The organism is Rhizobium mongolense subsp. loessense (assembly GCF_900099775.1).
In the GTDB taxonomy this organism is placed as follows: Bacteria; Pseudomonadota; Alphaproteobacteria; order Rhizobiales; family Rhizobiaceae; genus Rhizobium; species Rhizobium loessense.
The window spans coordinates 1-18,469 of sequence record NZ_FMTM01000001.1; the positions used below are offsets into that span (position 1 = coordinate 1).

The 18,469-nt window shown below is 61.3% G+C and carries 21 protein-coding genes and 3 tRNA genes; 12 read left to right on the forward strand and 12 right to left on the reverse strand.

The features are described from left to right. The 4 genes from BLP23_RS32945 to BLP23_RS00015 all read right to left on the reverse strand — a co-directional run. The coding region (locus BLP23_RS32945; protein WP_018010120.1) for a GTP-binding protein at positions 1–93 on the reverse strand (93 nt) is incomplete at its 3' end. A 328-nt stretch (positions 94–421) separates the two neighbouring features. Then, positions 422–724, reverse strand: coding sequence for a hypothetical protein (locus tag BLP23_RS00005; protein WP_092583019.1), 303 nt, complete (start codon positions 722–724; stop codon positions 422–424). A gap of 127 nt (positions 725–851) precedes the next feature. Then, a tRNA-Gly gene (locus BLP23_RS00010) sits at positions 852–925 on the reverse strand. Positions 926–950: 25 nt separating this feature from the next. Then, a tRNA-Tyr gene (locus tag BLP23_RS00015) sits at positions 951–1,035 on the reverse strand. 201 nt (positions 1,036–1,236) lie between these two features. Between BLP23_RS00015 and rlmB the strand changes: the two genes are divergently transcribed. Beyond that, positions 1,237–2,127, forward strand: coding sequence for a 23S rRNA (guanosine(2251)-2'-O)-methyltransferase RlmB (rlmB, locus tag BLP23_RS00020; RefSeq protein WP_092583020.1), 891 nt, complete (start codon positions 1,237–1,239; stop codon positions 2,125–2,127). A 94-nt stretch (positions 2,128–2,221) separates the two neighbouring features. Continuing rightward, entirely contained in the window at positions 2,222–2,380 is a 159-nt protein-coding gene (locus tag BLP23_RS33485; protein ID WP_167363807.1) for a hypothetical protein, read from the forward strand. Between the two features lie 135 nt (positions 2,381–2,515). Here BLP23_RS33485 and BLP23_RS00025 read toward each other — a convergent pair whose 3' ends face one another. Beyond that, on the reverse strand, positions 2,516–2,836 hold the full coding sequence (locus tag BLP23_RS00025) for a hypothetical protein (protein WP_092583021.1): 321 nt from the start codon (positions 2,834–2,836) through the stop codon (positions 2,516–2,518). 181 nt (positions 2,837–3,017) lie between these two features. On the opposite strand from BLP23_RS00025, the gene BLP23_RS00030 reads away from it, so the two are divergent. Then, positions 3,018–3,093 (forward strand) — tRNA-Thr (locus tag BLP23_RS00030). A 1,152-nt stretch (positions 3,094–4,245) separates the two neighbouring features. Here BLP23_RS00030 and BLP23_RS33490 read toward each other — a convergent pair. Further along, complete coding sequence (locus BLP23_RS33490; RefSeq protein ID WP_022714902.1) at positions 4,246–4,419, reverse strand: hypothetical protein; 174 nt, start codon at positions 4,417–4,419, stop codon at positions 4,246–4,248. Between the two features lie 193 nt (positions 4,420–4,612). On the opposite strand from BLP23_RS33490, the gene BLP23_RS00040 reads away from it, so the two are divergent. The 7 genes from BLP23_RS00040 (at position 4,613) to BLP23_RS00065 (ending at position 7,390) form a co-directional block, all read left to right on the forward strand. Then, positions 4,613–4,873 carry a hypothetical protein gene (locus BLP23_RS00040; protein ID WP_092583022.1) on the forward strand — a complete coding sequence of 87 codons (261 nt, stop codon included), beginning with the start codon at positions 4,613–4,615 and terminating at the stop codon, positions 4,871–4,873. An 86-nt stretch (positions 4,874–4,959) separates the two neighbouring features. Continuing rightward, entirely contained in the window at positions 4,960–5,166 is a 207-nt protein-coding gene (locus BLP23_RS00045) for a hypothetical protein (protein ID WP_092583023.1), read from the forward strand. A gap of 128 nt (positions 5,167–5,294) precedes the next feature. After that, positions 5,295–5,468: a hypothetical protein gene (locus BLP23_RS33495; protein ID WP_092583024.1), complete on the forward strand. Its 174-nt coding sequence runs from the start codon at positions 5,295–5,297 to the stop codon at positions 5,466–5,468. Further along, entirely contained in the window at positions 5,465–5,602 is a 138-nt protein-coding gene (locus BLP23_RS33500) for a hypothetical protein (protein ID WP_167363808.1), read from the forward strand. Before BLP23_RS33495 ends, BLP23_RS33500 begins: the two co-directional genes overlap by 4 nt. Before the next feature lie 41 nt (positions 5,603–5,643). Further along, a complete protein-coding gene (locus BLP23_RS00055) occupies positions 5,644–5,982 on the forward strand; it encodes a hypothetical protein (protein ID WP_092583025.1) in 339 nt (112 codons plus the stop codon). Between the two features lie 120 nt (positions 5,983–6,102). Continuing rightward, positions 6,103–6,876: an NAD kinase gene (locus BLP23_RS00060; protein WP_074067519.1), complete on the forward strand. Its 774-nt coding sequence runs from the start codon at positions 6,103–6,105 to the stop codon at positions 6,874–6,876. Positions 6,877–6,880: 4 nt separating this feature from the next. After that, positions 6,881–7,390, forward strand: a complete 510-nt coding sequence (locus tag BLP23_RS00065; RefSeq protein ID WP_092583026.1) for a hypothetical protein — start codon at positions 6,881–6,883, stop codon at positions 7,388–7,390. On the opposite strand, the gene BLP23_RS00070 is transcribed toward BLP23_RS00065, so the two are convergent. Then, positions 7,365–8,297, reverse strand: a complete 933-nt coding sequence (locus tag BLP23_RS00070; protein WP_092583027.1) for a LysR family transcriptional regulator — start codon at positions 8,295–8,297, stop codon at positions 7,365–7,367. The genes BLP23_RS00065 and BLP23_RS00070 overlap by 26 nt on opposite strands. 216 nt (positions 8,298–8,513) lie before the next feature. Here BLP23_RS00070 and BLP23_RS00075 point away from each other — a divergent pair, with 216 nt between their 5' ends. After that, complete coding sequence (locus BLP23_RS00075) at positions 8,514–9,965, forward strand: MFS transporter (protein ID WP_092583028.1); 1,452 nt, start codon at positions 8,514–8,516, stop codon at positions 9,963–9,965. A gap of 66 nt (positions 9,966–10,031) precedes the next feature. Here BLP23_RS00075 and BLP23_RS00080 read toward each other — a convergent pair whose 3' ends face one another. Further along, complete coding sequence (locus BLP23_RS00080; protein WP_092583029.1) at positions 10,032–11,870, reverse strand: ABC transporter ATP-binding protein; 1,839 nt, start codon at positions 11,868–11,870, stop codon at positions 10,032–10,034. Positions 11,871–12,029: 159 nt separating this feature from the next. Here BLP23_RS00080 and BLP23_RS33505 point away from each other — a divergent pair, with 159 nt between their 5' ends. Further along, positions 12,030–12,191, forward strand: a complete 162-nt coding sequence (locus BLP23_RS33505) for a hypothetical protein (RefSeq protein ID WP_167363809.1) — start codon at positions 12,030–12,032, stop codon at positions 12,189–12,191. 82 nt (positions 12,192–12,273) lie between these two features. Here the strand turns inward: BLP23_RS33505 and BLP23_RS00085 are convergent, their stop codons facing one another. The 4 genes from BLP23_RS00085 to BLP23_RS00100 all read right to left on the reverse strand — a co-directional run bounded on the left by BLP23_RS00085 (position 12,274) and on the right by BLP23_RS00100 (position 18,342). Further along, a complete protein-coding gene (locus BLP23_RS00085) occupies positions 12,274–13,056 on the reverse strand; it encodes an APH(3') family aminoglycoside O-phosphotransferase (protein WP_092583030.1) in 783 nt (260 codons plus the stop codon). A gap of 150 nt (positions 13,057–13,206) precedes the next feature. Further along, positions 13,207–14,338, reverse strand: a protein-coding gene (gene prfB, locus BLP23_RS00090; RefSeq protein ID WP_139187021.1) for a peptide chain release factor 2 whose coding sequence is annotated in 2 segments (ribosomal slippage) — positions 13,207–14,268 and positions 14,270–14,338 — 1,131 coding nt in all. Because the reading frame shifts where the segments join, the coding sequence is not laid out codon by codon here. A gap of 98 nt (positions 14,339–14,436) precedes the next feature. Next, positions 14,437–16,896 (reverse strand): penicillin-binding protein 1A, encoded by a 2,460-nt coding sequence (locus BLP23_RS00095; RefSeq protein ID WP_092583032.1) that lies wholly within the window; start codon positions 16,894–16,896, stop codon positions 14,437–14,439. Between the two features lie 234 nt (positions 16,897–17,130). After that, positions 17,131–18,342 (reverse strand): N-acetylmuramoyl-L-alanine amidase, encoded by a 1,212-nt coding sequence (locus tag BLP23_RS00100; RefSeq protein ID WP_407691759.1) that lies wholly within the window; start codon positions 18,340–18,342, stop codon positions 17,131–17,133. Between the last annotated feature and the right edge of the window lie 127 nt (positions 18,343–18,469).

Below are 18,469 nucleotides of genomic sequence, written 5' to 3' on the forward strand. Positions count from 1 at the left end.
CGCCGCCGTCAGAGACGTCTTGCCGTGGTCAACGTGGCCGATCGTGCCGATGTTAACGTGCGGCTTGTTGCGCTCAAACTTACTCTTTGCCATTTGAATGCTTCCTGTGAACGAAATGGGTGACCCCGGCGAGCCGGTTTAGTGCCGCCGTTTAAGGCTTTCGGCGGGATTGCGCAAGACCTAATTGCGAACGCCATTCTTGGCTTGCAGGCGCATATGGGAGACAATTCGCGCCGAGCAAGACGATTCGCTCGGAACCCGGCGAAAATCGTTGAAACCAAGGTGAAAATATGGAGCGGGCAGCGGTATCGAATGCGTGATCGCGCAGGCACGTCGTTGAGGCTGCCCTCGTCCCTGCAATTCCCATACGAGCGCGAGCGCTGCGAACTTTGGCGGTCGGTGGCGTGGCTTAGATCCAACCCTAGTTCGGGATCTTGTTATAAAAAGACTCTGCGTCATAGACGCAGGCATAATCGAGAACGCAGAGATTTCCGCCGGCATCCCGCATACTGGTCGTCGAACGCTTGTCCCCGAGCCTGCAGCGCGCCGGCGGATAGCGGAAGCTGCGGCCGCCGATGCCGATTCGGACAAATACCGTCTTGTTTTGCCGGATAAACTGCGCGAGTTCGCCACAGCTGTGGTCGCGAGCCCTGACTTCCACGGCCTCGGCGGCAAGGACTGCCGAGGGAAGCAAAAATGCTGCGGCCATAATCACGTTTCGCATGGCACCTCTCAATGGCGGTCAGTTAAGCAGCAGTATCCGCGCCATTCAAACAGAAATTTTGCGCCTTTGAAGGCACGGCCAAAAAAAGCGCGCGGGATGCGCGGCATTGCCGAAGGATTGAAAAGCTTGGAGCGGGTAGCGGGAATCGAACCCGCGTATTCAGCTTGGAAGGCTGCTGCTCTACCATTGAGCTATACCCGCGGGGTGGTCCGATCCAAGTGACGAATGGTGGAGAGAGTTGGATTTGAACCAACGTAGGCTGAGCCAACGGATTTACAGTCCGTCCCCTTTAACCACTCGGGCATCTCTCCAGTTTTTCGTCTGGATCGTAACCAAGCTCGAAGACCCAGGAGCGTTACCGCCCCTCGATCTGCGCCGCGTATATGACCGGAGCATTTGCCCATGTCAACATGAAGACAATAGAAAAAATACGAAAAATTTCATCGCCTGTTGAAAGCCGCCGCCGGCAAAGAAACCCTATGCGCGGTGAAGCACCGCCGTTATAAAGCCGCATGAGCAAAGACAACAAATCTGGCGGCAAGCCCGCAACCGACAAGTCCCCCAAGGATACGCACTACGCCACTTTGCGGCGTGCCCACCGCGATGCCAAGCGCGAGCGCGGCGAAATTCCGACGCCTCCTCCGCAGAAGCGCAAACGCGGCGGCGAGGATTGGAAGGCGCCGGCGCTTGCGGCCGACCAGGTCTATCTTTATGGCCTGCATACCGTGCGCGCCGCAATCGAAAATCCCTTGCGGAAAAATGTCAAGCTGACGGTGACGCAGAATGCGCTCGCCCGCCTCGAAATCGATGCCGGGCAGCTCGGCATTCCGGTCGAAATCGTCTCGCCGCAGGATATCGACAAGGTGCTCGGCCCCGATGCGATCCACCAGGGCGTGATGCTTGAGACCCGCCCCCTGCCCGTCCGGCGCCTGGAGGCGCTGAAGGACAGCCCGCTGCTCCTGGTGCTCGACCAGGTCACCGATCCGCACAATGTCGGGGCCATCATGCGCTCGGCCGTCGCCTTCGATGCAGGCGCCGTCATCACCACGCAAAGACACAGCCCGACCGAATCGGGCGTGCTTGCGAAATCGGCTTCCGGCGCGCTCGAACTCATTCCTTATATACAGATCACCAATCTTGCCGATGCGCTCGGTGAATTGCACCGGCTCGGCTTCTTCTCGATCGGCCTCGATTCCCAAGGACCGGCACCGATCGAAGGCACGTTCTCAGGCGAGAAGGTTGCGCTCGTCCTCGGTTCCGAAGGCAAGGGCCTCAGGCAGAAGACGCGCGAGACCGTCAGCGCGCTTGCGCGGCTCGACATGCCGGGCGCGATCAAATCGCTGAACGTCTCGAATGCAGCTGCGATCGCGATGTATGCCGCCCGGCTTCATCTGAAGAAATAAGCGGGCGTCTCAAAATGAACGAATGGTGGGCCCAAGGTTCGCCGGACCAGCAGCAAAGAGAGTGCAACAGCAAGAGAGAAGGAAAATACCCGGCATGGCAATCCGGCCCCTCATGTTCGGCATCCTGTTCATCGCAGTCTTCGTCGCGATCATTCTCAGTATTATATGGGTCGATCCCACCCAGCCGACGCGCCAGCCGGATCCTCTGGCGCCTGTGACGCCGGCGCCCACACCGACACCACCTGCGCAATAGCCGCCGGGAACCCCACCGGCGGCATCGCGTTTGCTGATCGACGGCTGCTCCGGCAGCGCCATTCTCGGTAACCCGATGATGCTGCCCTTTTAAGGGCCGGCCACACGAAGCCGGCGTCAACAAGCCAGTGGGCGATCATAGGTCGATGCGGAAATACACGTAGTCCGGCCGGTGGTGATGACGCCAGTAATGACGGTCCCTCCACCTCCGTTCGGCGCGCCAAGGTCGGTAGTGGCGGCGCTCATAGGCATACGGATGATGGCGCCAGTAACGGCGTTCATACTGCCACGAATGACGCCCATAGCGGCGATGATCACGGTAGTGCACCTTCACGACGTCGCTCTTCTCGGCGGAGGCAACGGGTGCATATACGGGAGCGGCAACCACGGGCTCGACGGCAACGACGGCCGATCCGATCGACAGAAGCGCTGCAATGGCAAAACGTGCAATTCTCATTTCTCATCTCCTTGATGAAGGTGGGCGAAATCTGCGCCTCCTGCCCTGAACTCCTCCTGAATCACTGCTTCAGCTTTTATTCATGAAATGGAGAGGGATTGGGTCTATGATCGATCACGAAATCGCGCCCAGGCCGGATTTTTCTTTACAGACCGGAAGAATCTGCTAGTTGGCACGCATTGCCCTTGTAGCTCAGTTGGTAGAGCACCTGATTTGTAATCAGGGGGTCGCGGGTTCGAACCCTGCCGGGGGCACCATATATTCGTTAATAAATCAGTGACTTGATGCTATCCCGCCCTTTGTTGGCGGGTTTTTCATGCGCCAATGATTTAACCAGAATTGTCATGTTTCCAAGCATTTCCCGAAAGTAGCGGGGATTCGTTGGAACATGAATGGCGCATGGCGACGCATAAGAAACAGGGCGCCGCATACCAAGGGTCTAGCTTGAGGCAACCAACGTATAATGTCGGGAGGCGCGGTCCATTGCTATGTTGCTCCATCGCCTCAACACCCCCAACCACAGAGGCGATCAGCTGCGCCAAGCTGCTATCGACTTCGGTGTCTCTCACCCCTCTCTCACCGTCGTCGGCGGATATCGAATCCGCATTGACCGCCTCGCAGATCGGGGCGGTCTTTTTTTGATGAGGCTGTAAAGAAAAAACCGCCGGATGGTCGGCGGGCGCCGTGGTGATCTTCGCATAGCGCCGGGATCGAAACACGCCGCTCACCGGCCGGGGTGCAAATCGCGCCGAGGAAAGAACCGTCGGCCACTCGAAAGTGAGCGTGTCGACGCCTGCAAGAATGAGGACACAACGAAGGCATTAGCAGGCATTCGGCAATGCCGTTGTCGTCAGCGATGCTGGCCGGCTTTGAAGGTAGGACGCGGCCAAGAACTCCGAAGCTGATGACCTTGTGTTTCCGAACTCCAAGGGCGGATTCCTTGATCACAAGATCATTCCAAGGGAGCGCGAGTTCCGGCCGCTCCGCTGCCGCCAGCAAGGCAAAAAAGGACGACAGGAAGTTTGGCTTTCCACTGGCACGCAACGGGCCACTTTGCGACTGGCCCATATATCGGGGTCGGCATGAAACCGAAGACTGTCCAGACGTTCGCCGTCACCCCTCACTGGCCGCCGCGACGAGCCGCGGTGACCGGATGTTTCCAAGCGACACAAACGCAATGCAATGGATCAGATTCCTCCCTATTTTCGGCGATGAGGCACAAATGGCGCATGACGCCGCAGAGGCACTGTAGAATAAGGCTTTCCATCCTGATTTGGAAACAGGGGGTCGCGGGTTCGAACCCTGCCGGGCACCATTTGCATCACCATTTTCTGGCGCACGGTCCCAAGCGCCCGCGCAACGGACGCCTCGATCGAATCGTCTGCCGAGGGCAGGTTTCCAACTCTTCGTCAGTTGCTGCCGTCGTTCGAGCGTGACTTGCGTGCCTCGCTGTTGGTCGAGGATGCCGTCTTTCCGTCTGGTTGCTGGCCGAAATAGGTGCCGCCGAGATGGCCGCCGGCGCTGGTGTTTTCGACCTGGCGTTCGGCCCGCTTCACTAGCTTTTTGACGTCCGTCTTGCTCATTTTGCCGCTCCATTGGCTGGGTGGTGACATGGGAACAACGACACGCGGCCAAGAGAGTTCCGTCTTCTTGGGAAACCCGGCGCAACCGGACCGCGGCGTGGCTTTGAATGGCTGTTTCCTTGACAAATCCACCAGGCGCACGTGAAAGTACCTCGCTCGTGTACGCTATGACAATTATGGATTGCGATATCGAATGCCTAAAAAGCCGAAACTCGAACACTCGGAACTCGCCGGCGAATTCACCGAGGACGGCGTTACCGTGCTCGTTGATATCTTCCGGACAGCCGGCTCCAACGAGGACTGGTCGATGGAAGTCGTGACGCAGGAGGAAGACCTCATCCGCTGGGACGAACCGTTCGCGACCGACCGAGAGGCGTTTGACGAATTCCTGGCGACAATCGCCCGCGACGGCATTCGCTCGTTTCTGGACGATACCGAGCAATCCGTGCACTGACCGGCCCTGCATTCGCTATCCATCGATTGACCAGGCGTATTCGCGCTCTTTCTAAACTGTGATATGGTCGCCACGGGAGAGAGGTGATGCGACGGTATAATCTCCGGCATGAAGCCGATGATCGCTGGCTTGTTGTTGATGGAATGACAATGCGGCCAGCCGCCCTGGACGGTATCCCGATCTGCGGCATGCAGTGGGCGGAGGCCTGCGATATGGTCGATCTCATGAATACCCTCGACAGCATCGAACGCGCAGCGGATCGCTACGCGGCTTCGTTCCGCCGGAGCGCCTGACGGCCGCCCTACCGTTCCTGAAAATCTGCAGCCGCACGCCCCGCCGGCCGATCACTTCCGGTCTTGCTGCTGCCGCAACGGAACAAATCCGCCGTCCACCGGTTCGAATCGTCAGGGAGGATCGAAGCATGGTTGCGGAGTATCTTTGGCTCTTCGCTATCGCCGGCGGCGCCTTCCTTCTCGGCTGCGCGATCGCCTACGGCATGCTCACAAACCGCAAGCTCTCGCGCAGTGAGCAGGACACTCAGGACCGCAAGGTGCGGAAACTCTACGAAAAGCCGCCGCATGAGGCATCGCGATGAGCCGGCGGTATGCTTGGGCAGTCGCCATCGCGCTGGCGCTTGCCGCCGTTCTTGTCGCCGAGAGCGCCGGCTATTTCCAGCCGTCCGACACGCCAGGTCGGCCCGCTCCCCACGCCATCGACCGGTCAAACTAGGAGCCAGTCACAGTGGGGCATAGTCACAGTAGGAGATCGACATGCTAGGTCAGGACAATCGCTTTGATTCCGGCACGGATGATGCACGCTGCTCGGACACCGCCGCCGCTGCCGAGCGTCGCGAGGAAGCCAAATTGCAGGCCGCCCGCGGGCTGGCTTCCGGAATGGGCCATCCGCACGAGGGCTCGCTCGATATCAAGCCGGAGGACATCAATCGAGCGCGGGACCGCCGTTTTGGGGAAATCGAGCCCGATGAACGCGCGAAAGAGCCCGCTCTGAAGGACGAGGCCCGCCTCCACGGCGATGTCCACATCGTCGAATCCGACCTGGAAGACATCGATCAGCGCGAAGCAGCGCCGGGAACGAGAGAACAGAAATAGCAGCCGCCATCGCCTCTTCGGCATCCCACAGCGAAGGCGGCAGTGTCTGCTTGCGCGCAAAATATCTTGTCGCATAAGCCCTTTATCCTTTAGCTAGGCGAAGATCATAAAGGGCATCACATGGGCCGTTCATTTCAGACGCTTTGTTTCCTCGCTTCCTCGGCAACAGAGGCGCTTGCCGCGCGGGAAGAATTGATTCGCCTTTATGGGGAGGTTCCCGCCGAGGAAGCCGATGTCATCGTGGCGCTCGGCGGCGACGGCTTCATGCTGCAGACGCTGCACAGCACCATGAATTCCGGCAAACTCGTCTATGGCATGAACCGCGGTTCTGTCGGTTTCCTGATGAACGACTATCGCACCGAGAAACTGCAGGACCGCATCTGCGCGGCCGTCGAGAATGCCTTCCATCCCCTGCAGATGACGACGGCCAACGCCGACGGCACCAATTCCACGGCACTTGCCATCAACGAAGTCTCGCTCTTCCGTCAGTCCTACCAGGCCGCCAAGCTGCGCGTCGAGGTCGACGGGCACGTGCGTCTCGCCGAACTGATCTGCGATGGCCTGATGGTGGCAACGCCCGCGGGCTCCACCGCCTATAATCTATCGGCCCACGGCCCGATCCTGCCGCTGGAAGCCCCGCTGCTTGCCATGACGCCGGTCAGCGCCTTCCGCCCGCGCCGCTGGCGCGGCGCGCTGCTGCCGAACAAGGTGACGGTCGACATCCATATTCTGGAGGCCGAAAAGCGGCCCGTAAATGCGGTTGCCGACAATGCCGAGGTCAAGTCCGTGCTGCATATCCGCATCGCCCAGTCTGAGCACATGACAGCGCGCATCCTTTCCGATCCGGACCGCTCTTGGTCGGATCGCATTCTTGCCGAACAATTCGAGGATTGAGGCCATGCAGCTTCGAACCGCTCTTCTTGCCGCAGCGCTCATCACCGGCCCCGCAGCCCTTGCGAAGGCTGTCACGCCGGCCGACACGATCCTTCCGCCCACCGTGATCTTTGCAACCAGCACCGGCTATTGGGAGGAAAGCCGCGCGGATATCGCGATCGAGCGTGCGCCGGGCGCAGCAAGCGATCCGGCAAAAGCGGAACCTCAGCCGCGCCACGGCTACTACAAGCTCTTTTCCGTCCGCCAGCCGGACAAGACGTCGAAAATCTACCTGCAGCAAATCGCGCAGGCCGACAGCGGCCCGGAAATCGTCTCCAGCGTCGAGCTGCACGAGTTCACGCAGCTCAAACCCTATGTCACCGATATCCGTCCGGAAAGTTCCACGGGCATGGGCAAGCAGCCCGGCCTCTTCGCCACGGTCTACCTGAAGACCGATCCGAATGCCGAATCCGAGGGCTGGACCGTGCTGATCGACGAATTCGGCGAGATCACCATCGAGAAGGCGACGAACTGACTGCTCGAACCGGCGACCTGCCCGCACAAACCTCCCGAACGCACTCGCGCAGCCAGCGATGCGCCGGATCGGCGTCCGTCCGCGGGTGCCACAACAGCGAGATCGTAATGTCGGGCGGCGAAACCGGCAGGGGGAAAGAGAACATCCCGTCACGCAGGTTTCCCGTATAGCGTCCGGGGACGCTGGCGATCAGATCCGAGGCACGCGCCAGAGCCAGAGCTTCCGAAAAGCCGCCAACAACCGTTACGATCTCCCGTTTCAGGCCGAATGGCTCAAGCGCGTCATCGATCGGTCCCCTGTCGAGCCCGCGCCGCGAGATGAGGATATGCCGACCGGCAGCGTAAACCGCAGGCGTCATCGCAACCTCGCACAGCGGATGTCCCATGCGGACAACGCCGACGAAGCGGTCTCGGAACAGCGCCTGCGCGCGCAGCTCCGGCCCCATGGCTTTTCCGACGACACCCGTTTCCAGGTCAACGCTGCCGTCGCGCAGCGGCGCGCTGTCCCTGTCCGGCTTTGGTACGAATCGCAACTGCACGCCCGGCGCCTGTTCGCCGACGCGTGCAATGAGATCAGGTCCGAAATTCTCGACAAAGCCATCCTGGTTTCTGAGCGTGAATGTCCGCAAAAGCCGAGTCAGGTCGAGGGTCTCGACGGGACGCAGAACGGCTTCGCCCTCCTGCACGAGCCGGCCGACGCGCTCGCGCAGCTCGAGCGCCCGCGGCGTCGCAACAAGGCCGCGTCCGGCCCGAACCAATAGCGGATCGCCGGTCGCTTCCCGCAATCGCGCCAGCGCGCGGCTCATCGCAGACGGGCTTAGCCGCAGCCTTTTGGCGGCGCCGGCGACGCTGCATTCCGTCAGAAGCACATTAAGGGTGATAAGCAGATTGAGATCGGGATGCGACATGCAGTGACCATAGCACGGTCGGTACAAGATCACATGGCGTCAAACGCACGAATGAGATGCATATGATGCACCTTCCGCCCTGTCAGGCGGCGAGCTATCTCTGTCCAGCGGCAATTTTGGAGTAGCTCTTCATGATATCGGTCCGATTTGCCTCTGTCGTCTTCGTGGTCGCACCGCGCACGCCGGGGCGTCAAAAAGCCTGAAGGGAAAGTGCCGATGACCTCCTGCACAGATGACGCCACCCACGATGGCATAACCCCGGCAACCTCGGTCAGATGGGCGCTTGCCGGCCTTTGCCTATCCATGCTGCTATCTTCGCTCGGCACCAGTATTGCCAATGTCGCATTGCCGACATTGGCTCAGGTGTTCGCCGCACCATTCCAACAGGTGCAGTGGGTCATCCTTGCCTACCTCCTGGCGATCACGATCCTGATCGTCGGCGTCGGACGGCTGGGCGACCTTGCCGGGCGCCGACGGGTTCTCCTGGCGGGGCTGGTCGTATTTACTGTCGCCTCGGTGCTCTGCGGCCTTGCGCCCTCGCTCTGGTGGCTGATTGCCGCCCGGGCCGCGCAGGGCCTCGGCGCCGCCGTCCTGATGGCTCTTACCATGGCGTTCGTCGGCGAGACGGTCCCCAAGGAAAGAACCGGCAGCGCCATCGGGCTGCTCGGAGCGATGTCGGCAATCGGTACCGCGCTCGGTCCGTCGCTTGGCGGCATTGCGATCGCCTGGCTCGGCTGGCGGGCAATCTTTCTCGTCAATATCCCGCTCGGTCTGCTGGCCTTTTTTCTCGCCCACCGTTTCCTGCCCGCCGACCGCGATACACTGAAAACGGGCCGCCCTGGCTTCGACGCTCTGGGCACGCTGCTGCTTGCAGGCGCCCTCGCCGCTTATGCTCTCGCCATGACGATAGGGCGCGGCCATTTCGGCACGCTGAATGCGATGCTCCTGATGGCTGCACTCACAGGCATCGCACTCCTTGTTTTCACCGAGGCGAAGGTGGCATCGCCTTTGATCCCATTGGCAGCATTCCGCAATTCGGAGTTCAGCGCCAGCCTCGCCATGAACGCCCTCGTCTCGACGATAATGATGGCGACGCTGGTGGTGAGCCCGTTCTATCTGTCCGGTGCGCTCGGGCTCAACGCGGCGTTTGTTGGAATAATCATGTCGATTGGCCCGGTTGTCTCGGCGCTGACCGGCACCCCGGCTGGCCGTCTTGTCGATCGTCTGGGCGCATCTTTCGTGGTCATCGTCGGGCTTATCGAAATGGCCGTCGGTGCAGTTGCCCTATCCGTGCTTCCGGCAATATTCGGCCTTGCCGGCTACATTGCCGCCATCGCCATCCTGACCCCGGGTTATCAGTTGTTCCAGGCAGCCAACAACACCGCCGTCATGATGGACATCCCCGCCGATCGGCGGGGCGTCGTTTCGGGTCTGCTCAGCCTGTCACGCAATCTCGGACTCATCACCGGCGCGTCCGTCATGGGCGCCGTGTTCACCGTTGCCGCGATGACGGCCGATATCACGACGGCACGTCCCGAAGCCGTTGCGACCGGCATGCAGGTCACCTTCGCCGTCGCGGCGGCTCTGACCGCCGTCGCGATCGCCATCGCCGTCCAAGGCCGCGCCCTTGCCATGCGTCCCTCGCCTCGTGGAGACAGGCCGGCTTAAGACGGCCCGAACCCGCTCCGTCCGCTTTTGGACTTCTGGCCCGCCGCCGTTGCGGCGGGCCAGTGGTCAAATGCTTGCCTGCACGCTGTGCAGGTTGGCATAGATGCCTTTCTGCGCCATGAGGTCGTTATGGGTGCCTTGTTCGATGATGCCATCGGCTGTGAGCACCAGGATGCGGTCGGCATGGCGGACGGTGGAGAGACGATGGGCGATGACCAGGGTGGTGCGGCCGTTCGCGAGATTGAGCAGCGCCTTTTGAACCGCCCGTTCGCTCTCGTTGTCGAGCGCGCTGGTTGCCTCGTCGAAGATCAGGATCGCCGGATCCTTGAGGAAGGCGCGCGCTATCGTGAGGCGCTGCCGCTGGCCCCCCGAAAGCTTGACACCGCGTTGGCCGATATCGGTCGCGTAGCCATTCGGCAAAGCCGCGATGAAGTCGTGAGCGTTGGCGGCACGGGCGGCGGCCTCGACCTCGGCATCGGTCGCGTCGGGCCGGCCGTAGCGAAGATTTTCCGCCACCGTGCCGGCAAAGAGATAGACGTCCTGCTGCACCACCCCGACGTGTCGCCGCAGTGAGGCCAGCGTCACGTCGCGAATGTCGGTACCGTCAATGCGGATCGCCCCCGCCTGCACATCGTAGAAGCGCGGTATGAGCGCGCAAAGCGTGCTCTTGCCCACTCCTGAGGGACCAACCAAGGCCACGAACTCGCCCGGCGCAATCGTGAGCGAGAGCCGCTTAAGCACCTTGGGGCCTTCGGACTCATAGCCGAAGACGACGTCGGAAAAACTGATCTCACCCCTTGGAGCCGGCATGGGACGGGCAGCCGGGCGGTCGAAGACGTCCGGTGCTATCTCCAGGATCTCCATGGCCCGAACGAAGCCGGTGTAACCCTCCTGCCAGAGGCGCACGAAATTGGCGAGCCGCTGCATCGGATCGACCAGCACCGCCACGCAAAGCAGAAAGGTGAGGATGTCCGCCACGGACAGCTCAGCCGCCAGGATGCGCAGCCCTCCGATCACGATGACAAGTATGGTGATGAGTTGAGCGAAAGTTTCGGTGCCCACCGAAAACCAGGCCTCGCTGCGGTAGCCGTCGGCGCGCCCCTGCAGAAACCGCCGGTTCAGCTTGGCAAAGCGCTCCTGCTCCAGCGCCTCGTTGGCGAAGGACTGGACGACGCGAATGCCCGCCAGTGCGTCCTCCACGCGTTCGTTGACGGCGGCGATCTGCCGCTTGCTCGCTTCCAGTGCGCGGTTCATGCGCCGGTTGAAATGCAGAGCATAAGCCGCCGCCACCGGCGTGAGAAGCAGGATGAGGCTGGCCAAAAGTGGATCGATGAAGAACAGCACCAGCATGGCGCCGCCATATTTGAGTACGGCGATGGAGAGGTCCTCTGGGCCGTGGTGGAAGAGCTCGCCCAGCCACAGGGAATCGTTCGTGATGCGGCTCATCAACTGCCCAGTGCGTTGGCGGTCGAAAAAGCTGAACGAGAGCTTCTGGCAGTGTTCGAAGAGCTCCTGCCGGACGGCGGCCTCGATACGGGCGCCCATCACGTGCCCCTGATAATCGACGAAGAAGATGGCAACGGTTTGGATCGCCAGGATGGCAAGCATGAAGGCGCCGACGGCAAGGATCTGCTCGTAGGCCTCCGGCATGTTGGGCAGAGCCAGAAGGCGGCTCGTGACAAAATTGGCGCAGAGCGGCAGCGCCACCGCCGTACCGGCGACGAGGATCGCGCAGACCAGATCCGCCAGCAGCAAAGGCAGGTGCGGGCGATAGTAAGAGAGGAATTTGCGCATGCGCAAGCGGCGCCGGTCGCGGTCGGCGTTGCTTGGATAGTCGCGGAAGAACTTCAGGAAGCGGTTATGGCGCGGTGGGCTTTTCCTCGCGCGGGGGAACTGAGTGTGCATGAAGCCGAATGTCCTTGTGGTCGATGTTTCCTTTCTGGTTGGACAGGTTCGCTTTCATGTCAGTCTCCCCGGGGATCGGACCAATTAGAGCCTAAGCATTGCGGACAACCGCGACCGATTCAACCCGGCAGCGGAAAGAGATCAGCCGGTGTTGTCGCCATGCAACAGTCGCTGGCCCGCCACTTTCTGTCGCGAAACGAGAAGGCTCTCGCTGCAATCTCCGATCTGATCGAACTGAACGGAATTGCCTCCGATCTGGCTGATATCCCGTTCCACATCACTTCAGAGCATCCGACCAAGATCCCCAATAATCAGTCATGAAGGCCGGGGGTGCCGAAGACCTTCAACTGGTCAAAGGCTCGAACGCTCGGCCGGTTTGGTCGCAAGGCGGCATCTGCGCGAATTAAAAGAACTCGTCCAGCACCATATAGTAGGCGACTTTCGCGTCGCTGATGCCGGAAAGCCCATAACAATCGAGGAAATGCCGAACCCACGCTTGCCCGACATTGTATCGGATGCTTCGCAGTGCCAGCGCAATATCCTGGTATCGATCCGCAACGCCCAGACGGCCGCAGTCGACATACCCACTGAATTGCCCTTCATGCGTCATGAAGTTCGGCAAACAGGCGTCGCCGTGGGCAACGACGGGATCGGTGACGTCAGGCTGGTTGGCTTCCAGATATGCAAAAAGGCTCGCAGCGGTTGCGTTTTGCCGCTCTTCATCAAAATCACTCTCGTCTACGGCTCCCGCTTCCATCCGCGCCTTGGCAAGCCTCAAACGAGCTGTCAGCCTGTGGTCGAAAGGGCAGGTTTGCGGATCAAGTTCGTGCAATCGCCGTATCGCGGCAGCCAGGATCTCGATGCGCTGCCTATCTGTGGTCAATTTGGACGAAGCCAGGTCGCTTCCCGGGAGCGCGCTCAGCAGCAGCCAGTTTCTACCCTCATGGCTTTCCAGGGCGACGACGCTTGGGCACTGCAGTCCTTGCTCGCCAAGCCACAGTAGACGCTCCGCCTCCAACGGCAATTCCGCAAAAGGACCAGCAATTTCGCCTTTCAGGAAAAACCGCGTCCGGCCACCTTCTGCGAGCCTGAACACCTCTGCAGACGAACATCCCAGTTCGTCCTTCTTCCACTCGTGTTGAGATACAACTGCCCTTAGATTGGAAGGTAAGGCAGTGTTTTCCATCGGCACATCATCTTGATGATCGTTTGCCAGCGGCTTGGCGCGCACACGCCAAGCCGCTTGCAACCACCTGCTGCAGGCGGATTTAGGTGCTAAGCCGGGCTCCACAAGTTCAAGTCAGGCTCACCGTCTCTGACGGTTCTCCCTGCAATCTCAATCAACGTCTTCGAGGACAGCGTCCGGCTTGCCGCTGATGCGGTGCGCAAGTGCTGCTTCCATGAACTCGTTGAGGTCGCCGTCGAGCACATCGCCCGGTGCCGTGCTCGAAACGCCGGTGCGCAGGTCCTTGACCAACTGATAGGGCTGCAGCACGTAGGAGCGGATCTGGTGGCCCCAGCCGATCTCGGTCTTGGACGCCGCTTCGGCGCTTGCTGCCTCTTCGCGCTTCTTCAGTTCCGCTTCATACATGCGGGCGCGCAGCATGTCCCAGGCCTTGGCGCGGTTCTTGTGCTGCGAGCGCTCCTGCTGGCAGGCGACGACGATGCCGGTCGGGATGTGCGTGATGCGCACTGCCGAGTCGGTCGTGTTGACGTGCTGGCCGCCCGCGCCCGACGAGCGATAGGTGTCGATGCGGCAGTCGCTTTCGTTGATCTCGATGTTGATAGAGTCATCGACCACCGGATAGACCCAGATCGACGAGAAGGACGTGTGGCGGCGCGCATTGCTGTCATAGGGCGAGATGCGCACGAGCCGGTGCACGCCCGATTCCGTCTTCAGCCAGCCATAGGCGTTGTGTCCCTTGACGAGCAGCGTCGCGGACTTGATGCCCGCCTCTTCCCCGTCATGGACTTCAAGAAGCTCAACTTTGAAGCGCTGGCGTTCCGCCCAACGGGTGTACATGCGAAGCAGCATGTTCGCCCAGTCCTGGCTTTCGGTGCCGCCGGCGCCCGAATGCACTTCGAGATAGGTGTCGTTGGCATCGGCCTCGCCGGATAACATGGCTTCGACCTGGCGGCGCGCGGCCTCGGCTTTCAGGCTCTTCAGCGCGGCCTCGGCCTCCTTGACGATGCTTTCATCGCCCTCTTCCTCACCCATCTCGATGAGTTCGACATGGTCGTTCAGCTGCTGTTCGAGCTGCTTCACGCCGTTGATGCCGTCATCGAGCTGCTGGCGCTCGCGCATCAGCTTCTGAGCTTCGGCAGCATCGTTCCACAGATTCGGGTCCTCTGCCTTGTTGTTCAACCAGTCCAGCCGTCTTATCGCCTGGTCCCAGTCAAAGATGCCTCCTCAGCAGGGTGATAGCCTGCTTGGTTTCATCGACTACGTTTTCGATTTCCGCTCGCATTTTCCTGCTTCTTTGCGTTGGTCTTGAGTTGGTCCGTCAAATAGTTGCGGCGGCCGCGGATGTAAAGAGCCGCGGCCGCCGCATCATACGAGGATTGTTCAGTAGAGGCCGCCTGCGCCAGACTGCACGGCCTGGTTCGCCTGCGGCGAAGTCTTCAGGATTTCCTCCGGCGCCATGGTGCTGTCCATGCCGATGACGGACAAGCTGTCGGCCGGGCCGGTGCCGGGCTTGAAAGCCTCGATGATGGTGTTCGGATCGCCCTCCATCGCCGCCATGCCGGTCTTGCGGTCGATCGGGATCAGGTTCATGCCCTGCGGGATAACGAATTTAGATTCCGGCATGTCCTTGACGGCCGCCTGCATGAATTCATTGAAGATCGGGGCCGAGAGGCCGCCGCCCGTACCGCCGCGGCCAAGCGGCGCCGGATTGTCGAAGCCCATGTAGAGGCCGGCCACGAGGTCGGGCGTGAAGCCGACGAACCAGGCATCCTTCTCGTCGTTGGTGGTGCCGGTCTTGCCGGCCACGTCGCGCCCGCCGAGGTCGATCTTGCCGGCCGCAGTGCCGCGGGTGATGACGCCCTGCATCATCGAGGTGATCTGATAGGCCGTCATCGGGTCTAGAACCTGCTCGCGGTTGTCGACGATGTTCGGCTCTTCCTGGTTCTGCCAGTCGCCGGCATTGCAGCTGTCACAGAGGCGTTCCTCATGCCTGAAAATCGTCTTGCCGTAGCGGTCCTGGATGCGGTCGATCAGCGTCGGCTTGATCTGCTTGCCGCCGTTGGCAATCACCGAATAGGCCGAAACCATGCGCAACACGGTGGTCTCGCCGGAGCCGAGGGACATGGCAAGCAGCGCCGGCATCTTGTCGTAGATGCCGAAGCGCTCTGCATATTCGGCAACGATGTTCATGCCGAGGTCATTGGCAAGGCGCACGGTCATCAGGTTGCGCGAGTGCTCGATGCCGGAGCGCAGCGTCGACGGACCGTTGAACTCACCGCCGTAGTTTTCCGGCCTCCAGACCTGGCCGCCGGAGAAGACCTCAATCGGTGCGTCCATGATCACCGAGGCCGGCGTATAGCCGTTGTCCATGGCCGCTGCATAGACGAACGGCTTGAACGAGGAGCCCGGCTGGCGCATCGCCTGCGTCGCGCGGTTGAATTCCGATTGCCCATAGGAGAAACCGCCTGCCATCGCAAGAACGCGGCCGGTCTTCGGGTCCATGGCAACGAGGCCGCCCTGAACCTTCGGCGGTTGGCGAAGACGATAGGAGGTCGAGCCTTCGCCCCCCAGCCGCTCGACATAGACGACGTCGCCCGGCGAAAGCACGCCTTCCGGCGACTTGGCCGTCTTGCGCTCGCCGCTGGAGGAGCGGTAGGCCCACTGCATGTCCTTCGCCTCGATCGTGCCATGCTCGCGCTCGGCGGCAGCCTTTCCGGCGCCGTCCCTGGCAGGCTGGAGACCGATGTCGACGCTTTCGGTGGACACGGCAAGCACGACGGCGAGGCGCCATTCGGGCACATCGGAGAGTGCTGGGATTTCCGCGAGCGCCTTGCCCCAATCGGCGGTGGTGTCGATCGTCTTCAGCGGCCCATGGAAGCCGCGGCGTTCGTCGTAGGTCGTCAGGCCGTCCTGCAGCGCCTTGCGGGCGGCAAGCTGCATCTGCGGATCGAGCGAGGTGCGGACCGAAAGGCCGCCTTCGTAAAGCGCCTTTTCGCCATACTGGCCGATGAGCTGGCGGCGAACAGCCTCGGCGAAGTAATCCGAAGCAAAGAGCGAGGGGCCGTTGCTGCGGGCCGTCACGCCGAGCAGCTGCTTCTTGGCTTCCGCCCCGTCGCTCTGGCTCACATAGCCGTTTTCGACCATGCGGTCGATGACCCAGTTGCGGCGCTCCACCGCGGCATCCGGATGGCGGAAGGGATGATAGTTCGCCGGGCCTTTCGGCAGCGAGGCGAGATAGGCGGCTTCGGCGACGGTCAGTTCGGTGACCGACTTGTTGAAGTAGGTGAGCGCTGCCCCGGCGATGCCGTAGGAGTTCAGGCCGAAGAAGATCTCGTTCAGATAGAGTTCGAGGATCTTGTCCTTGCTGTAGGCCTGCTCGATGCGGAAGGAGAGGATCGCTTCCTTGATCTTGCGGTCGATCGTCTGGTCGGATGTCAGGAGGAAGTTCTTCGCCACCTGCTGGGTGATCGTCGAGGCGCCCACCGGACGGCGGCCGGAACCGAAATTCTGCAGGTTGACGACGATGGCGCGCGCAAGGCCGCTCAAGTCGACGCCGGGATGGTTATAGAAATTCTTGTCTTCGGCCGAAAGGAAGGCTGCCTTGACGCGATCCGGGATCGCCTGGATCGGCAGGAAAAGACGCTTCTCCTTGGCATACTCGGCCATCAGCGCGCCGTTTCCGGCATGAACGCGGGTGGTGACCGGCGGCGCATAGCTGTTCAGGACGGCGTAATCGGGGAGATCCTTCGCGACGTTTGCCAGGTAGACGGCAACGACGGCAGCAGCGCCGAGAAACAGGACGCAAGCAATTCCGAAGAAATATCCAAGAAGTCTGATCATATTGAGCTACCGGTATTCCAAATTTTCAATCGGCGCAGGCGCTATATTTGCATGGAAGCGGGCGATTTGCACGTCCCGCGGGCTTACTCCATGAGCGCCATCGCGACAAGCCGTCCAACCCGCCTGTCGAAAACATAGCGGCGAGTAACGGCCTGAATGTGAGCAAAATAGGGCTCCCCTGCCCCATTCACATGCTCCGCTTTGCTTTCGCCGCGGGTGTCACATCTCAGCCACTCAGCCGCCATTGGCAACCACGGAGGAGCGGTAGCGCTTGACGGCGTCGGTCAACAGATCGGCGATCTTCACCCGCCATTTCTCGTCGAGCAGCAGCTTTTCGTCTTCCGCGTTGGAGAGGAAGCCGAGTTCGAGCAGGATCGAGGGCACATCCGGCGCCCGCAGAACCTGGAAGCCCGCATGCCGATGCGGATTGTTGATCGTACTGATCTGATCCTTGAAGGAGCCGAGCACGCTTTCGGCCAGCGAGATCGAGAAGGCCTGGGTCTCGCGGCGCGTCAGGTCGAGCAGGATATCGGCCACTTCGGGCGGTTCGGCGGCGGTTTCCTTGCCGGCGATCTGATCGGACAGGTTTTCGCGCTCGGCAAGATCGGCTGCAAGCTTGTCGGAGGCCTTGTCCGAGATCGTATAAACCGTCGCGCCGCGGATATCCTTCTGCTTCAGCGTATCGGCGTGCAGCGAGATGAAGAGGCCAGCATGGTTCTGCCTGGCGATCTGCACGCGCTCGGCAAGCGACAGGAATTCATCCCCGCTGCGGGTGAGGAACGCCTTGATGCCATGCTCGCGGTTCAGCCGGTCGGTCAGCGCCTTGGCGAAGGCGAGCGTCACCTGCTTTTCCTCGGTCTTGGTATCGACACCGATCGCGCCGGTATCGATGCCGCCATGGCCGGCGTCGACGGCGATGATGAAATCGCCGGGCTTTGCCGCCTCGGGCGCCGGCATGGCGTTCGCCGGCTGCGGACGGTCTGCCGGATCGCTCCAGGACTGCGCCTTGACGAGGGCTGCGAACTCCTCCTTGCCGGTCATCTCGGCATCGAGCACGAGGCGGTAGCCCCTGCCATCCTCATCCGCCTGCACCTTGGCCGTCGCCAGCTTCACCGGCTTGACGGCGCTCAGCACGATGCGGGCGCTGCCTTCGTCCATCGTGCCGTAGCGGATGTCCTTGAAAAGCCCCCTCGCCGCCAGATCCTTGGCCTGGAATCCGAAAGCGGTCGCCGGCAGATCGACGACGATGCGCTCGGGATTGGCGATATAATGGACCGAAAAACTCGGCTGCCGGTCGAAATCGATGACAACGCGGGTACGGGCATCGTCGCCGATGATGCGGGCACCATAGGCAAGCAACGCTTCGGGCTTCTTCGGATCGGCGGCAAGCGCGATGATGGCCTGGAGCGAAACCGCCGCCGCTGCGAGCATGCCTACGAATCTCATCTTCCGCTTGCCGGATTCCCCCGCTGCGGGCCGCACCCTCTTCAACAATCGACCGCACACCCTATCTGTCATTGCAATGGATCCTTGCGGCCTAATGCACGCACCGCCCGGCATTCAGTGCTTGTAC

Coding starts and splice junctions, on each gene's coding strand:
- BLP23_RS00005 (WP_092583019.1), bottom strand. CDS start 724: ATGCGAAACGTGATTATGGCCGCAGCATTTTTGCTTCCCTCGGCAGTC.
- rlmB (WP_092583020.1), top strand. CDS start 1,237: ATGAGCAAAGACAACAAATCTGGCGGCAAGCCCGCAACCGACAAGTCC.
- BLP23_RS33485 (WP_167363807.1), top strand. CDS start 2,222: ATGGCAATCCGGCCCCTCATGTTCGGCATCCTGTTCATCGCAGTCTTC.
- BLP23_RS00025 (WP_092583021.1), bottom strand. CDS start 2,836: ATGAGAATTGCACGTTTTGCCATTGCAGCGCTTCTGTCGATCGGATCG.
- BLP23_RS33490 (WP_022714902.1), bottom strand. CDS start 4,419: ATGAGCAAGACGGACGTCAAAAAGCTAGTGAAGCGGGCCGAACGCCAG.
- BLP23_RS00040 (WP_092583022.1), top strand. CDS start 4,613: ATGCCTAAAAAGCCGAAACTCGAACACTCGGAACTCGCCGGCGAATTC.
- BLP23_RS00045 (WP_092583023.1), top strand. CDS start 4,960: ATGCGACGGTATAATCTCCGGCATGAAGCCGATGATCGCTGGCTTGTT.
- BLP23_RS33495 (WP_092583024.1), top strand. CDS start 5,295: ATGGTTGCGGAGTATCTTTGGCTCTTCGCTATCGCCGGCGGCGCCTTC.
- BLP23_RS33500 (WP_167363808.1), top strand. CDS start 5,465: ATGAGCCGGCGGTATGCTTGGGCAGTCGCCATCGCGCTGGCGCTTGCC.
- BLP23_RS00055 (WP_092583025.1), top strand. CDS start 5,644: ATGCTAGGTCAGGACAATCGCTTTGATTCCGGCACGGATGATGCACGC.
- BLP23_RS00060 (WP_074067519.1), top strand. CDS start 6,103: ATGGGCCGTTCATTTCAGACGCTTTGTTTCCTCGCTTCCTCGGCAACA.
- BLP23_RS00065 (WP_092583026.1), top strand. CDS start 6,881: ATGCAGCTTCGAACCGCTCTTCTTGCCGCAGCGCTCATCACCGGCCCC.
- BLP23_RS00070 (WP_092583027.1), bottom strand. CDS start 8,297: ATGTCGCATCCCGATCTCAATCTGCTTATCACCCTTAATGTGCTTCTG.
- BLP23_RS00075 (WP_092583028.1), top strand. CDS start 8,514: ATGACCTCCTGCACAGATGACGCCACCCACGATGGCATAACCCCGGCA.
- BLP23_RS00080 (WP_092583029.1), bottom strand. CDS start 11,870: ATGCACACTCAGTTCCCCCGCGCGAGGAAAAGCCCACCGCGCCATAAC.
- BLP23_RS33505 (WP_167363809.1), top strand. CDS start 12,030: ATGCAACAGTCGCTGGCCCGCCACTTTCTGTCGCGAAACGAGAAGGCT.
- BLP23_RS00085 (WP_092583030.1), bottom strand. CDS start 13,056: ATGGAAAACACTGCCTTACCTTCCAATCTAAGGGCAGTTGTATCTCAA.
- BLP23_RS00095 (WP_092583032.1), bottom strand. CDS start 16,896: ATGATCAGACTTCTTGGATATTTCTTCGGAATTGCTTGCGTCCTGTTT.
- BLP23_RS00100 (WP_407691759.1), bottom strand. CDS start 18,342: ATGAGATTCGTAGGCATGCTCGCAGCGGCGGCGGTTTCGCTCCAGGCC.